Genomic DNA, 14,782 nt, shown 5'->3' with positions numbered 1-14,782 from the left:
GGCGCATGGCCACCGGTGTGAACTGCGGCGGACCTTCCGCGAACTCCCGTGCGCGGTCCCGGCGCCGCGACCGCGGTTGGGCATAGGGTTGACGGCGTTACCGCGGTGACACCGCTCCCAGGTAAGGAACGTCACGGAGGGCCGACAGTATGCCCGAGTACAGCGCATCCCGCCATGCCGGCGAACCCGGCGGAACCACCGAAATCGGCGAATCGACCTCCGCTGCTGCCGCTGTTGTCGAGGCTGCCGACGCTTCGGTCGTCACCGTCGCGGAGCTGGCCGCGGTGCTGGACGGCGCCGAACACGACACGACCGGTCGTCCCGTGGTGCTGGACGTGCGGTGGCGGCTGCTCGGCCCGCCCGGCATCGAGTCGTACCGCGAGGGGCACGTGCCCGGCGCCGTGTTCGTCGACATCGACACCGAACTCGCCGGCCGACCCGGCCCGGAGGGCAGGCATCCGCTCCCCGAACCGGCGGACCTGCAGCGGGTGCTGCGCGCCGCCGGCATGCGCGCGGACCGCCCGGTGGTCGTCTACGACGACGCCGACTCCTCGGTCGCCGCGCGGGCCTGGTGGCTGCTGCGCTGGGCGGGGCACGAGCGGGTCGCCGTCCTCGACGGCGGGTTCGCCGCCTGGCAGGCCGAGGGCAGGCCGGTCACCACGGAGACGCCACAGCCCGCCGAGGGCGATGTCACGGTGCGCCCCGGTGGCATGCCCGTGCTCGACGCCGACGAGGCGGCCGCCCTCGCGCGCGAGGGTGTGCTGCTCGACGCCCGCGCCCCCGAGCGCTACACCGGCGAGCACGAACCGGTCGACCCGCGCGGCGGACACGTTCCCGGCGCCCGCAACGCACCGTTCGCCGCGAACACCGACGCCGACGGGCGCTGGCTGCCGCCCGAGCAGCTCCGCGAGCACTTCGCCGCGCTGGGCATCACCCGGTTCACCGACACCGAGGCCGAGACCGGCGCCGGCGACAGGGCCACGGCCGCCGCGCCGGAGGTCGGGGTGTACTGCGGTTCGGGGATCACGGCGAGCTCGGTCGTGCTCGCGCTGCACCGTGCCGGGCTGTCCCGGCCGGCCGCCCTGTACGCCGGGTCGTGGTCGAACTGGTCGGCCGACCCCGCCCGCCCGGCGGCCACCGGCGACGACGCTGGCTGAGACGCCGCCCACCGAGTCCCGCCCGACAGCCCGCGCCGACCAACCCGGCCCGACAAGCTCACCCACGAAGATCACTGCGGAGCGGCGCCGAGCACGTATTCTCTGGCCATGTCTCCCTCCGCCGTCGTCTGGGACTCCGCGCTGCTCGCCTACGACCTGGGCGAAGGACATCCGTTCAACCCGGTGCGGTTGCAGCTGACGATGCGGCTGGCCACGGCGTTGGGGGTCCTCGACGACGCGCCGGTGCTGGCCCCGGAGCCGGCGGGCGCCGTCGACCTCTACCGGGCGCATTCGGCGGAGTACCTCGAATCGGTCCGCGCGGCGCCGATGGCGGGCTGGGACGTGGGGCACGGTCTGGGCACCGACGACAACCCGATCTTCGCCGACATGCACGACGCGGCCTCGCTCGTCGTCGGCTCGACCCTGGTGGGTGCGCGGTGTATCGCGGAGGGCAAGGCGCTGCGGGCGGTCAATATCGCCGGCGGGCACCATCATGCGATGCGCGACCGGGCGGCCGGGTTCTGCGTCTACAACGACTGCTCGGTCGCGATCTCGTGGCTGCTCGACCAGGGATACGACCGCATCGCCTACGTCGACACCGACGTTCACCACGGCGACGGCGTCCAGGCGGCGTTCGCCGGGGACCCTCGGGTGCTGACGGTGTCGCTGCACCAGCATCCGTTCACGCTCTTTCCCGGCACGGGGTACTCGGCCGAGGTGGGCGCCGAGGGGGCCGAGGGTAGTGCCGTGAACGTGCCGCTGCCGCCCTCGACGAAGGACGCCGGCTGGCTGCGCGCCTTCCACGCGGTCGTGCCGTCGCTGCTGACGGAGTTCCGGCCGCAGATCCTCGTCACGCAGTGCGGGGTCGACTCCCACGAGGAGGACCCGTTGGCCGATCTGTCGTTGAGCGTCGACGGGCATCGGGCCATCTACCGTGAACTGCGCGCACTGGCCGACCGGCACACCGACGGGCGGTGGCTCGCCGTCGGCGGTGGCGGCTACCAGCTGCTGCGGGTGGTGCCGCGGTCGTGGACGCACCTGATGGCGACCGTGCTGGACCGGGACATCGACCCCGACACCCCGCTGCCCGCGGAGTGGACGGACATGGTGCGTGACGTCGCGCCGTCCGCCGAGCTTCCGCCGACGATGTCCGACGGCGGGGACACCGGGTACTCGCCGTGGGGCGACGGCATGGACGACGCCGTCGACATCGCCGTACGCGACACCCGTCGCGCCGTGTTCCCGTTGCACGGGCTGGATCCCGACGACCCGCGGGATTGAGTGAGGGGACTGACCATGACCGAGCAGACCACCGACGGCCCCGACGGCCCCGACGACACGGACACCGAGGCGACCGAGGCTGCCGACACGGCGGAGCCGGACCCGTTCGACTACCCCCACGGGTGGGAGGCCGACGTGGTGCTGTCGGACGGCGGCACCGTGCACCTGCGGCCGATCGTGCCGAGCGACGCCGACCGCATCGTCGCGCTGCACAGCCGGCTCTCGGAGCGCACGCGGTACCTGCGGTACTTCGGTGCCTATCCGCGGATCCCGGCGCGGGACCTCAAACGGTTCACGACGGTCGATCACGCCAAGCGGGTCGCGTTCGTGGCGCTGCTCGGCGACGATGCGGTCGCGGTGGGCCGGTACGAGGGCCTCGACAGCGACTCGGCGGAGGTGGCGTTCGTCGTCGACGACGCGCATCAGGGCCGCGGTCTCGGTTCGATCCTGCTCGAGCATCTCGCGGCGGCCGCGCGGGAATCGGGGCTGCGTCGGTTCGTGGCGGAGGTGATGGCGGAGAACTCGGCGATGGTGCGCGTGTTCCGGGACGCCGGTTACCAGGTCAGTCGCGCCTTCGAGGAGGGCGTGCTGCACCTCGAGTTCGACATCGACCCCACCGAGGACTCCCTCGAGGTCGCCCGCGCGCGCGAACAGGCCGCGGAGGCGCGCAGCGTGCACAACCTGCTGCATCCGCGGTCGGTGGCGGTCATCGGCGCCTCGACCGATCCGACGAAGATCGGCTACGCCGTGCTGACGAACCTGCTGGGCGCCGACTTCTCCGGACCGGTGTTCCCGGTCAACGCCGAGCATCCGTCGGTGCGGGGGGTGCGCGCGTACCGGTCGGTCCTCGACATTCCCGATCCCGTCGACCTGGCCGTCGTCGCCGTGCCCGCCGATCAGGTCGAGGCCGTGTTGGACGGGGCGTTGGCCAAGGAGGTCAAGACGCTCGTCATCGTGTCGTCCGGCTTCGCCGAGGCCGGTCCGCACGGTCTGCACGCGGAGCTGCAGCTCGTGGGCGAGGCCAGGGCGCACGGGATGCGTGTGGTCGGGCCGAACGCGCTGGGCGTGCTCAACACCGACCGGAGGGTGCGGCTGAACGCGACGTTGGCGCCGCGGCTGCCGAAACCGGGCCGCACGGGGTTCTTCTGCCAGTCCGGTTCGCTGGGCACGGCCATCCTCGCCGACGCCGAGTCGCGCGGTCTGGGGCTCTCGACGTTCGTGTCCGCGGGCAACCGCGCCGACGTCTCCGGCAACGACCTGCTGCAGTACTGGGAGACCGATCCGAACACCGACGTCGTGCTGCTGTATCTCGAATCGTTCGGCAACCCGCGCAAGTTCGCGCGGCTCGCGCGGCGGCTCGCGCGCACGAAGCCGATCGTGGCCGTGAAATCCGGCCGGCACGCGGTGCGTCCGCAGCTGGCGGCGACCTCGACCGAGATCGACGAGTCGAGCGTGCAGGCGCTGTTCGAGCAGGCGGGCGTCGTGCGGGTCGACTCGCTGGCGCAGCTGTTCGACACGGCACTGGTCTTCGCGCACCAGCCGTTGCCGGCCGGGGCACGGGTGGCGATCGTCGGCAACTCGAGCGCGATCGGCCTGCTGGCAGCCGACACGGCGCGCGCCAACGGACTCGAACTCGGCATCGACCCCGTCGACATCGGACCGCAGTCCTCTCCCGAGGAGTTCGCCACCGCCATCGGAGAGGCGCTCGACTCCCCGGAGGTGGACGCGCTCGTGGCGGTGTTCGCCCCGCCGGTGGCGATCCCGGGGACGGCGTACGCGCGTGCGTTGCGGGAGGTGGTGCGCGCGCGGGGGAGCGCGGACAAGCCGATCGTCTCGACGTTCCTGGCCGCCGAGGGCGTGCCCGCGGAACTGGCGTTGGTGGGCGAGCACGACGAGCCCGTGTTCGGCTCCATCCCGAGCTATCCGAGTCCGGAGCGGGCGGTCAACGCGCTGGCCCGGGTCGTGCGGTACGCGCAGTGGCGGGAACGTCCACAGGGGACGGCCGTGGTCCCGCAGGGGGTGCACACCGAACGCGCCCGCGGTCTCGTGCGGCAGTGGTACCACGAGGGATCCGAGCGAGACACCGTCACGTTGACCGACGAGGAACTGGTGCAGCTGCTGGACTGCTACGGCATCGACGTCGTGCCGTTCCGGGTCGTGTCCACGGAGGACGATGCCGCCGCGGTCGCCGACGAACTGGGCTACCCGGTGACGCTGAAGGCCTACGACGACGGTCTGCGTGGCCGCCCCGACCTCGCGGGCGTGCGGTTGGACCTGGCGTCCGAGCACGCGGTGCGCAGCGGGTACCGCGACCTGTGCCGCACGTCCGGTTCGGACGACGTGTACGTGCAGCGCATGGCACCCAAGGGGATCTCGTGCGTGATCGGCCTCCAGGACGACCCGTCATTCGGCACGCTGCTGTCGTTCGGCTTGTCGGGCGTGGTCAGCACCCTGTTGGGGGACCGGGCCTTCCGCGCGGTGCCACTGACCGATGTGGACGCCGCGACCCTGGTTCGGGAACCGCGGACCGCCCCGTTGCTCACCGGTTATCGCGGCGACGAGCCTGCCGACCTCGAGGCGTTGCAGGACCTGATGCTGCGGGTCGCGGTGCTGGCCGAGGACAACCCGGAGGTGCGGTCGTTGGCGCTGGACCCCATCCTCGCCTCGCCCGAGGGCGTGTTCGTGACCAATGCGCGGATCGTGCTCGGATCGCCCCCGTCCCGGCCCGACAGCGGACCGCGGCGGTTGCGGCAGATCAACGCTCCCCGGGCATGACGGGTCGATAGGTGCCGGCCGCGTTGGCGTCCGCGTCGTGGCCGTCGGCGCGCCACACGGGGTCGGCGCAGTCCGATCCCTCGGCGGCGAGGGCGCGTTTGACGACCTTGAACGTCGCCGTCCGCGGCAGGGACCGGGTGATCCGGATGTGGCGGGGTCGTTGCTTCGGGCCGAGATCGTCCTGCCGCGCCAGGAACGCGGAGAATTCGGCCGGGTCCAGCTGCGCGTCGGCTGCGGGGACGAGGGCGGCCATCACTTCGTCGCCCACGCGCGCGCGGACGGCGTACACGGCCGCCTCGGCGACGTCGGGGTGTCGGGTGAGGATGCGCTCGATCGGTGCGGTGCCGAGGTTCTCCCCGTCCACGCGCACCCAGTCCGCGGTGCGGCCGGCGAAGTAGACGTAGCCGTCGGCGTCGGCGTAGGCCAGGTCGCCGGTGTGATAGCGGCCGCCGCGCAGGCGCTCGGCGTCGGAGTCGGGGTCGTTGTAGTAGCCCGCGAACCAGCCCGCACCGCTGACGTTGACGAGCTCGCCGACGGCTTCGGCGGCGTTGCACACGCTGCCGTCCTGCGCGAACTCCGCGGGAGGACACGGAAGACCGGTGTCCGGGTGCAGGATGCGTACGTCGTCGGTGAGCCTGCCGAGCGATCCGGCCGGGGTGTCGGGGGTGCGCGCGAAGCCGACCCCGCCCTCGGTGGAGCCGAACGCGTCGACCACGTGGCAGCCGAATCGCCGCGCGAACGCGGCGAGGTCCTCCTCGGCACCCTCGTTGCCGTAGACGATCCGCAGCGGATTGTCGGCATCGTCGGGGCGGTCCGGGGTGGCGAGCACATAGGACAGCGGGGTGCCGACGTAGTTGGCGTAGGTCGCGCCGAACCGGCGCACGTCCGGCAGGAACCCGCTCGCCGAGAACCGCGGGGCGAGCGCGACGGCGGCGCCCGCGGCCAGCCCCACCGCCCAGCCTGCCATGATCGCGTTCGAGTGGAACATGGGCATCGCGACGTACACCGTGTCCGAGGTGGACAGTCCGAATCGCTCGGCGAGCATGCGTCCGGGGAATGCGATCTTGCCGTGGGTGCAGCGCACGGCCTTCGGGTCGCCGCTGGTGCCGGACGTGAAGATCAACATCAGCAGGTCGTCCGGGGTCGTGGGCACCGGATCGGGCACGGCGCGCGCGTGCTCGGCCAGCAGGTCCGTCCACTCCGGACCATCGAGGTCCACGACGGGAACGTCGACGTCGCCGAGGAGATGCCGGTAGGAGGGCTGGGCGAGCACGACGCCGCAGTCGGCGGTCCGCACGTCCCTGGCGAGCGCAGTGCCCCGGCGGGTCGGGTTGAGGCCTACCAGCACCGACCCCGACAGCGCGGCGCCGCCCAGCAGGAACGCGAACTCCGGGCCGTTGTCGGCGAGCACGCCGACGTGCGCGGGCCCGGGGCCGGCACGCCCCGTGTGCCGGCACCGGTCGAGGAGGGCACGCGCCGCAGCCCCGTGCACCGCGGACGCGCGGACGACCTCGTCCCACGACCGCTCGGCATCGCCGAACCTCAGCCCCGGCGCGGTCCGACCGAGCTGCGCGGTCAGCAGCTCCGTGACGGTCGGTACCGGGGTCGTGGCCGCGCCGGTCATGGGTGCCGTCCCGCCGGGGCAGGCAGGGCCAGCAGGTCGCCGAGCCGGTGCAGATGTGCGCTCGCGCCGCCGAAGGCGAACTCGCCGCGCTTGGCCACGACGAAGTACCGGTGCACCTCGTGCTCGACGTCGATGCCCACGCCGCCGTGGACGTGCACCGCCGTGTGGGCGACGCGGTGTCCCGCCTCGGCCGCCCAGTACTTCGCCGTCGCGATCGCGGCGTCGAGCTCGGTGCCGACTGTCTCGGACGTGTCGGTCCCGTGGGCCGGTTCGGTGGTGGCGTGCTCGGCGAGCAGCCACGCGGCCTGCCACAGGGTGAGGCGGACCGCGTCGACGTCGAGGTAGGCGTCGGCGAGTCGGTGCCGCACCGCCTGGAACCCGCCGATCGGCTTGCCGAACTGCGTGCGTTCGGCCGCGTAGGCCGCGGTGAGCTCGAGGGCGCGTTCGAGCACGCCGAGCTGTCGCGCGCACGCGCCGAGCACGCCGCGCCTGCGCAGCCACGGCACCGATGCCGGCGGCAGAACGGCGTCCGGGCGCACGTCGGTGGCGTGCACGAGCGCCGCGTCGGCGTGGTCGACGAGCTGCTGGCGTTCGACCCGCAGGCCGGGTGCGTCGGCGGCGACGAGTGCGAGCACGTCCCCGTCGGCCGAGGAGGCCTGCAGCAGGAAGCCGTCGGCGAACGCGCCCGCCTCGACGGCGGTGGCCTGCCCCGACACGGTCGCAAAGCCGTGACCGTTCTCGGTGAGCGTGAACGACACGGGGGCGCCGGTCTCGGGGAGTGCGGGGGCGACGATGCGGGCGCCGCGCACGATCGGCACGAGCCAGCGTTCGAGGGTCTCGCCGTCGGCGTGCTCGGCGAGCGTGGTGGCGGCCATGGTGATCGTCGGCAGATAGGGCACGGCGGCGACGGCGCGGCCGAGTTCGGCGAGCACGGAGCACTGTTCGGCCACGCCGAACCCGCCGCCCCCGACGTGCGCGGGCAACGCGGCGTCGAGGACCCCGGCGCCGCCGAGCGCCGTCCACAGGTTCCGGTCGAACCCGCCGGAACCCACCGGCTCGGCGGGCGGGTGGTCGGCGGCGATGCGTCGGGTCAGTTCGGCGAGGTCACGCTGGGCCTCGGTGGGCGTGAAGTCCATCGATGCGACTCCCTGGTCGGCAGTTCCGGAACGTGGGCGGGGGAGCTTTCAGCGGGTGACGGGGAGGTTCAGGGCGGTGGCGCCGATGATGTCGCGCTGGATCTCGTTGGTGCCGCCGCCGAAGGTGAGGATCAGCGCGGACCGGTGCGCCCGTTCGATGCGCCCGCGCAGTAGGGCGCCGGGCGAGTCCTCGCGCACCAGGCCGCCTGCGCCGAGCACCTCCAACAGCAGGCGGTAGCGTCGGTGGCGAACTCGGTGCCGAACACCTTCGTCGCGGAGGCGTCCGCCGGGGTCAGCGCGGCGGAGTCGGCGGCCGAGGCGATCTTCCAGTTGCGCAGCGTCAGGTAGGAGGTGTGGGCGTGCACACGGGCGAGGTGCCCGCGGACCCAGTGCTCGTCGATGACGCGGGTGCCGTCCGCGCGTTCGGCCTCCCGAGCCCAGGAGAGCACGTCGTCGAGCGCGGCCCGCAGGGGTGCGGCGGAGGTCAGGGCGACGCGTTCGTGGTTGAGCTGGTTGGTGATGAGCGACCAGCCCGCGTTCTCCTCGGCGATCCGGGCGGTGACCGGAACGCGCACGTCGGAGTAGTAGGTGGCGCTGGTTCCGGGCCCCGCGACGGTGTGGACCTTGGTCCACGAGAACCCCTCGGCCGACGTCGGTACGGCCAGCACGCTGATGCCCTTGTGCCGCGCGGCGTCGGGGTCGGTGCGGGCGGCCAGCCAGACGTAGTCGGCGTACTCGATGAGGCTGGTCCACATCTTCTGCCCGTTGATCACGTAGTCGTCGCCGTCGCGGACGGCGCGGGTGCGCAGCGCGGCCAGGTCGGTTCCGGCCTCGGGTTCGGAGTAGCCGATGGCGAAGTGCAGGCGGCCCCCTGCGATCCGCGGCAGGAAGTGCTCCTTCTGCTCGTCGGTGCCGTAGCGCATGATCGTGGGGCCGACCGTGTTGATCGTCAGGAACGGCACGGGCACGCCCGCGACGGCAGCCTCGTCGGTGAAGATCAGCTGGTCGAACATCGATCCGCCGCGGCCGCCGTACTCGGGTGGCCAGCCGAGCGCGAGCCAGCGGTCCTCGCCGAGTCTGCGGACGATCTCGGTGTAGGCCTTGCCGTCGCCGTACTCGCCCCCGTCCGTGCGCAGACCCTCCCTGAGCTCGGGTGTCATCAGCTCGGCGAAGTACGCGCGGAGCTCGTCGCGCAGGCGTCGTTGCTCCGTCGTGTACGCGATCCGCATCCGATCCTCCTGTTGACCGTTGGACAAGTACGGACCCGGTGCGACCCCGGCGCCGTCGCGGTGCCGGCGCGGAGTGGGCCACCCCGGCAGCACTCGGCCGTTGATTGTAGAACAAGTTCTATTTAACGGAAGGGCTCTCAGCGTCGTAGTTGTCGGACGACTGTGTGTCGTGGCCGCTCAAAGGTGATGTCAATCAGGTCAGGCCGCTTGATAAACGGTGTGAACTGGCTCTTGCGGGTGACGAGAACAAATTCTATTGTCGGGTCTCACGTGAGCTACGCGACACCGACGTCCACCGGCACGCTTCGACGAGGAGGCAGCACGTGAGAGCCGCCGTTCTGCACGAGATCGGTACCGACAAGCTCGACCTGCGCGACGACGTCACCGTCGTCGGGCCCGGCCCCGGTGAGGTGCGCGTGCGGGTGCGTGCCTCCGGTATCTGCCACAGCGACCTGTCCGCGATGGACGGCACGCTGCCCGCGATGGCACCCGGCGTGGTCGGCCACGAGGCGCCGGCGAGATCGTCGCCGTCGGCGACGGGGTCGACCATCTCGCGGTCGGCGACCACGTCACCGTGTCGTTCGTGCCGCCGTGCGGGCATTGCCCGGATTGCCTGCGCGGCGAGCTGAACCTGTGCGCCGTGCACGTCATCTCGGCGTTCACCACGGCCCGGTTCCGGATCGGCGAGGAGCAGCTGTTCGGGTTCTCCGGCCTCGGCACGTTCGCCGAGGAGCTGGTGATTCCCGCGCCGGCCGCGGTGAAGGTGGACCCGGACGTCCCGTTCGAGACCGCCGCCCTGATCGCCTGCGGCGTGCTGACCGGCGTCGGCGCGGTGCTGAACACGGCGGCGGTGCGACCCGGTTCGACGGCCGTCGTCTTCGGCTGCGGCGGCGTCGGCATCTCGGTGATCCAGGGCCTGCGCATCGCCGGTGCGACGACGATCGTCGCGGTCGACCCGGTGCAGGACAAGCACGCCGTGGCCAAGCGGTTCGGCGCCACGCATGCGGTGACCCCCGACGAGGTCGAGGGGATCAAGCACGAGCTGACGGCCTCCCAGGGCTTCGACTACGCCTTCGACGTCGTCGGCGCTCCCGCCACCATCCGCGCGGGCTGGGACCACGCGCGCCGAGGCGGTTCGGTGATCGTCGTGGGCGCGGGCAGGGCCGACGCCATGGTCGAGTTCAGCGCACAGGAACTGTTCCTGCACGACAAGAAGATCCTCGGCTCGCTGTACGGCTCGACGCACGTCGAACGCGACACCGCGGCGATGATCCGGTTCTGGCGGGCGGGCCTGCTCGACCTGGACGGCATGATCTCCCGCCGCATCGACTTCGGGGACCTCAACGGCGGGCTCGACGTCCTCCGCGCCGGCGGCGGCGACGTGATCCGCCAGGTGGTGACGCTGGAGTGAGCGCGGAGAACCTGTCCCTCGACGGCCGCGTTGCGATCGTGACCGGTGCTGGCGGGGGTCTCGGCAGGGCCGAGGCGCTCGAACTCGCCCGCCACGGCGCGTCGGTCGTCGTGGGCGACATCGACCCCGATACCGCGGGCGACACGGCGGCCGCCGTCGAACAGCTCGGCGGCAAGGCCGTGGCCGTGACCGGCGACGTCGGCGAGCGGGAGACCACCGACGCGCTGCTGGCCGCCGCGACCGAGCGGCTCGGCGGTCTCGACGTCGTCGTCAACAACGCGGGTCTCGTGCGCGACAAGATGCTGTTCAACCTCACCGACGACGACTGGGACACGGTGCTGCGGGTCCACCTGCGCGGGCACTTCCTGCTGTGCCGGGGTGCGCTGCAGCACTGGCGCGGCGAGTCCAAGGCCCACGGCGGTCCGGTGTACGGGCGGATCGTCAACACCTCGTCGGAGGCGTTCCTGTCCGGACCGGCCGGGCAGGCCAACTACGGGGCGGCCAAGGCGGGCATCACGTCGCTGACCGTGTCGACGGCCCGGGCCGGCGGCCGCTACGGCGTGCGGGCCAACGCGATCTGTCCCCGCGCGCGGACGGCGATGACCGCGGGCACGTTCGGCACCGACGCCCCGCCCGGGGTCGACCCGCTGTCGACCGGTCACGTCGCCCCGCTGGTCGCCTATCTGGCCGCACCCGCATCGGACGCGATCAACGGACAGGTGTTCGTCGTCCACGGGGGACACGTCGCATTGCTGCGACCACCGTCCATCGACCGGGACTTCGTGACCGGCGGCGACTTCTGGACCGTCGCCGAACTCGACGACCGACTGGGACGCCACTTCGAGGCCTACGACACCGACCCGCCCGGACGGATGTTCTCCGCGAGCGACGTGCTGGAGCTGGGCCAACCCGGACAGGAGACCTGCTGATGACCCTGACCATGCAGACGCACCGCGAGGAGCTCGGCATCAAGCCGGGCCTGCTGTACATCGACGGCGAATGGGGCGCCGCCGCAGGTGGCGCGACCTGGACCCACCACCATCCGGCGACGGGGGAGGAGATCGGCGAGCTCGCCGTCGCCTCGGTGTCCGATGTGGATGCTGCCGTGGCCACGGCCCGCCGGGTGTTCGACGCCGGCGAGTGGTCGAACATGCGGGCACAGCAACGCATCGCGCTGCTCCGGCGGTGCGGGGCGCTGCTGCGCGAGCACGCCGACGAGCTGCGCGGACTGCAGGCGCTGGACAACTCGGTGCCCGTCGCTTCGGTGCCGGCGTGTACGCCGTGTCGGTCGAGGTGGCCGGGGACGTGTTCGACCACCACGCGGGCTGGGTCGACAAGCTCGGTGGCGAGACCCTCACGCCCTACCAGGGCGGCGACCACCTGGCGATGACGTTCCGCGAGCCGGTCGGCGTCGTCGCGGCGATCCTGCCGTGGAACGCGCCGTTCCTGCTGTTCGCGCAGAAGATCGCACCGGCGCTCGCGACCGGGTGCACCGTGGTGCTCAAGCCCTCGGAGTACTGCACGTTCAGCGTGCTGCGCATGGTCGAACTGCTCGTCGAGGCCGGCGTCCCGGCCGGGGTGCTCAACGTGGTCACCGGTCCCGGCGATCCGACCGGCGAGCGGCTCATCACCCACCCCGACGTCGACAAGGTCAGCTTCACCGGGTCGCGGGCGGTCGGCGGCCGCATCGTGGAGGCCTCCGCCTCGACGATGAAGCGCGTGTCGCTCGAGCTCGGCGGCAAGAGCCCGGCCGTGGTCTTCGAGGACGCGGCCGACGTCGGCCTCGCCGCCGCGACCACCATCGGCGCCGTCACGCTCGGCCTGTCCGGGCAGGCGTGCGTCGCCAACACCCGGGCGCTCGTGCACCGCAGCGTGTACGACGAGTTCATCGCCGCCGCGCAGGGTGTGGCCGGCATGGTCAGTTACGGCGATCCGTTCGACCCCGCCGTGATGTCCGCGCCGCTGATCAACGGCAAGCAGCTCGACCGCGTGCTCGGCTACATCGAGAAGGGCACCGCGGAAGGGGCGCGGCTCGTCACCGGCGGCGAGCGGCTCGACGGCGACTACGCGAACGGCAACTTCGTCGCCCCGACGATCTTCGCCGACGTCGACAACTCCTCGACGTTGGCACAGGAGGAGATCTTCGGACCGGTGCTGGCGGTCGTGCCGTTCGACGACGAGGAGGAAGCCGTCGCGATGGCCAACGACACCGAGTACGGCCTCGGTGCGAGCGTGTTCAGCGCCAACGGGGCGCGCTCGTTCCGGATGGCACGTCGGCTCCGCGCGGGCACGGTGTGCATCAACGGCTTCCAGATCGAACCGCACCTGCCCTTCGGCGGCTTCAAGCAGTCGGGCCTCGGTCGCGAGGGCGGCCGGTCGTCGATCGAGGCCTACACCGAGCTCAAGACCGTGCTCATGCCGCTCGGCGACGAGATGATGTGACGGGACAGGCCATGACACGACTCGAGGGCAAGGTCGCCCTGATCACCGGTGCCGCGCGCGGCCAGGGTGCCGCGTTCGCGCGGCGACTGGCCGCCGACGGGGCACGCGTCCTGGTCACCGACGTCAACGACGAGGGCGGCGCGGAGACGGTCGAGCGGATCTGCGCACAACGTCCGGGCGCGGCCGTCTACCAACGGCTCGACGTGTCGTCCGAAGAGGACTGGGCGGCGGCGATCGAGCGCGTGGCGGCGGAGTTCGGAACGTTGAACGTGCTGGTCAACAACGCGGGTCTGCTGCACTTCGCGCCGCTGGCCGAGCACACGTTGGCCGACTACGAGCGGCTGCTGCGGGTCAACCAGATCGGCACGTTCCTCGGCATGCGGGCCGCGGTCGCGCCGATGACCGAGGCGGGCGGCGGGTCGATCATCAACCTCTCGTCCGTCGAGGGGCTCGGCGGGATGCCGGCCGTGACCGCCTACACGGCCACGAAGTTCGCCATCCGCGGCATGACGAAGGTGGCGGCGCTCGAACTCGGCGAGAAGGGGATCCGGGTCAACTCCGTCCATCCCGGAATGATCGACACCGCCATGATCCGCCAGTTCACCGGCGAGGACACCGACCTCTCGCCGATCGGCAAGAAGGTCGCGTTGGGCAGGGTCGCCGGCCGGAGGAGATCGCCGGTCTCGTCGCGTTCCTGGCCAGCGACGACAGCTCGTACAGCACGGGTGCCGAGTTCGTCGCCGACGGAGGTGCGACCGCCACTCATGCGCTGAAGGTGTAGGGAACGCGAGCCGGCCGAGGTTGGAGGTGGCATGAGCACACGAGCGGGGGCCTTCCGGGTACCGGCGCGCTCAGCCAGGTCGGCCGGCTCGCGACCCTGTCGTGGGAAGTGCTCGTCGCGATCCCGCGCAGGCCCTTCCAATGGCGGGAGTGGATCCAGCAGTGTTGGTTCTTCGCGAGCGTGACGATCCTGCCGACCGCGCTGGTGGCCATCCCGTTCGGCGCGGTGATCGCGCTGCAACTCGGATCGTTGACCCAGCAGATCGGCGCGCAGTCGTTCACCGGTGCCGCGAGTGCGCTCGCGATCGTGCAGCAGGCGAGTCCGTTGATCACGGCGTTGCTCGTCGCGGGTGCGGGCGGCAGCGCGGTGTGCGCGGACATCGGCGCGCGGAAGATCCGCGAGGAGATCGACGCGATGGAGGTGCTCGGGGTCAACCCGATCCAGCGCCTCATCGTGCCGCGGGTGCTGGCCGCGATCGTCGTGTCGGTGCTGCTCAACGGACTCGTCAGCGTCGTCGGCGTACTGGGCGGCTATTTCTTCAACGTCGTCATGCAGGGCGGTACGCCGGGTGCCTACCTCGCGAGTTTCAACGCGCTGGCCCAACTGCCGGACCTGTGGGTCAGCGAGCTCAAGGCCGTGATCTACGGATTCTTCGCCGGCGTCGTCGCCGCGTTCCGCGGACTGAACCCGTCGGGCGGTCCGAAGGGCGTCGGCGACGCGGTGAACCAGGCCGTCGTGATCACGTTCCTGTTGTTGTTCCTCATCAACGTCGTCATCACGGCCGTGTACCTGCAGATCGTTCCGCCGAAGGCGCTGTGATCGGCCATGACACAGCAGAAGCAGGACGTCGACGAGCTCGAGCGCACCCTTCGGGAACGTGCCGACGGGCGCCGTACGCCGGACGCCGAGCGCCGGCGCGACGACGAGCGCGTGCTCGAGTACATCG

The 14,782-nt window shown here is 71.8% G+C and carries 10 protein-coding genes and 3 pseudogenes; 10 read left to right on the top strand and 3 right to left on the bottom strand.

Features of this window, described 5'->3' with window-relative positions:
* Positions 1–149: 149 nt before the first annotated feature.
* The 3 genes from BJF85_RS02810 (at position 150) to BJF85_RS02800 (ending at position 5,213) form a co-directional block, all read left to right on the top strand.
* A complete protein-coding gene (locus tag BJF85_RS02810) occupies positions 150–1,157 on the top strand; it encodes a sulfurtransferase (RefSeq protein ID WP_083665863.1) in 1,008 nt (335 codons plus the stop codon).
* Positions 1,158–1,265: 108 nt separating this feature from the next.
* On the top strand, positions 1,266–2,438 hold the full coding sequence (locus BJF85_RS02805) for an acetoin utilization protein AcuC (RefSeq protein ID WP_075845623.1): 1,173 nt from the start codon (positions 1,266–1,268) through the stop codon (positions 2,436–2,438).
* A 15-nt stretch (positions 2,439–2,453) separates the two neighbouring features.
* The gene (locus BJF85_RS02800; protein ID WP_083665862.1) at positions 2,454–5,213 is read left to right on the top strand and encodes a bifunctional GNAT family N-acetyltransferase/acetate--CoA ligase family protein; all 2,760 of its coding nucleotides are present in this window, start codon (positions 2,454–2,456) and stop codon (positions 5,211–5,213) included.
* On the opposite strand, the gene BJF85_RS02795 is transcribed toward BJF85_RS02800, so the two are convergent.
* From BJF85_RS02795 to BJF85_RS02785, 3 genes and pseudogenes are all read right to left on the bottom strand, one after another.
* A complete protein-coding gene (locus BJF85_RS02795; protein ID WP_075845622.1) occupies positions 5,194–6,837 on the bottom strand; it encodes a long-chain-fatty-acid--CoA ligase in 1,644 nt (547 codons plus the stop codon). The two genes, BJF85_RS02800 and BJF85_RS02795, sit on opposite strands and share 20 nt — an antisense overlap.
* On the bottom strand, positions 6,834–7,973 hold the full coding sequence (locus BJF85_RS02790) for an acyl-CoA dehydrogenase family protein (protein WP_075845621.1): 1,140 nt from the start codon (positions 7,971–7,973) through the stop codon (positions 6,834–6,836). Before BJF85_RS02790 ends, BJF85_RS02795 begins: the two co-directional genes overlap by 4 nt.
* A gap of 48 nt (positions 7,974–8,021) precedes the next feature.
* Positions 8,022–9,133 (bottom strand): annotated as a pseudogene (locus BJF85_RS02785) (acyl-CoA dehydrogenase family protein).
* Positions 9,134–9,663: 530 nt separating this feature from the next.
* Here BJF85_RS02785 and BJF85_RS29515 point away from each other — a divergent pair.
* From BJF85_RS29515 to BJF85_RS02760, 7 genes and pseudogenes are all read left to right on the top strand, one after another.
* Positions 9,664–9,905, top strand: a pseudogene (locus tag BJF85_RS29515) (alcohol dehydrogenase catalytic domain-containing protein); the annotation flags it as partial.
* Between the two features lie 33 nt (positions 9,906–9,938).
* On the top strand, positions 9,939–10,613 hold the full coding sequence (locus tag BJF85_RS29510; protein WP_369822055.1) for a zinc-binding dehydrogenase: 675 nt from the start codon (positions 9,939–9,941) through the stop codon (positions 10,611–10,613).
* 11 nt (positions 10,614–10,624) lie between these two features.
* The gene (locus BJF85_RS02775; protein ID WP_075845645.1) at positions 10,625–11,542 is read left to right on the top strand and encodes a 3-oxoacyl-ACP reductase; all 918 of its coding nucleotides are present in this window, start codon (positions 10,625–10,627) and stop codon (positions 11,540–11,542) included.
* A complete protein-coding gene (locus BJF85_RS29505) occupies positions 11,542–12,003 on the top strand; it encodes an aldehyde dehydrogenase family protein (protein WP_255375344.1) in 462 nt (153 codons plus the stop codon). Before BJF85_RS02775 ends, BJF85_RS29505 begins: the two co-directional genes overlap by 1 nt.
* A complete protein-coding gene (locus BJF85_RS02770) occupies positions 11,895–13,055 on the top strand; it encodes an aldehyde dehydrogenase (protein ID WP_255375343.1) in 1,161 nt (386 codons plus the stop codon). The genes BJF85_RS29505 and BJF85_RS02770 overlap by 109 nt, the downstream gene beginning before the upstream one ends.
* An 11-nt stretch (positions 13,056–13,066) precedes the next feature.
* Positions 13,067–13,836 (top strand): annotated as a pseudogene (locus BJF85_RS02765) (SDR family NAD(P)-dependent oxidoreductase).
* Between the two features lie 96 nt (positions 13,837–13,932).
* Positions 13,933–14,655 (top strand): ABC transporter permease, encoded by a 723-nt coding sequence (locus BJF85_RS02760; RefSeq protein WP_075845620.1) that lies wholly within the window; start codon positions 13,933–13,935, stop codon positions 14,653–14,655.
* Positions 14,656–14,782 lie beyond the last annotated feature (127 nt).

The organism is Saccharomonospora sp. CUA-673 (genome assembly GCF_001942305.1).
Taxonomy (GTDB): Bacteria; Actinomycetota; Actinomycetes; order Mycobacteriales; family Pseudonocardiaceae; genus Prauserella.
Note: the sequence above shows the minus strand (reverse complement) of the source record. Positions and strands in the feature narration are given on the sequence as shown.

Coding starts and splice junctions, on each gene's coding strand:
- BJF85_RS02810 (WP_083665863.1), top strand. CDS start 150: ATGCCCGAGTACAGCGCATCCCGCCATGCCGGCGAACCCGGCGGAACC.
- BJF85_RS02805 (WP_075845623.1), top strand. CDS start 1,266: ATGTCTCCCTCCGCCGTCGTCTGGGACTCCGCGCTGCTCGCCTACGAC.
- BJF85_RS02800 (WP_083665862.1), top strand. CDS start 2,454: ATGACCGAGCAGACCACCGACGGCCCCGACGGCCCCGACGACACGGAC.
- BJF85_RS02795 (WP_075845622.1), bottom strand. CDS start 6,837: ATGACCGGCGCGGCCACGACCCCGGTACCGACCGTCACGGAGCTGCTG.
- BJF85_RS02790 (WP_075845621.1), bottom strand. CDS start 7,973: ATGGACTTCACGCCCACCGAGGCCCAGCGTGACCTCGCCGAACTGACC.
- BJF85_RS29505 (WP_255375344.1), top strand. CDS start 11,542: ATGACCCTGACCATGCAGACGCACCGCGAGGAGCTCGGCATCAAGCCG.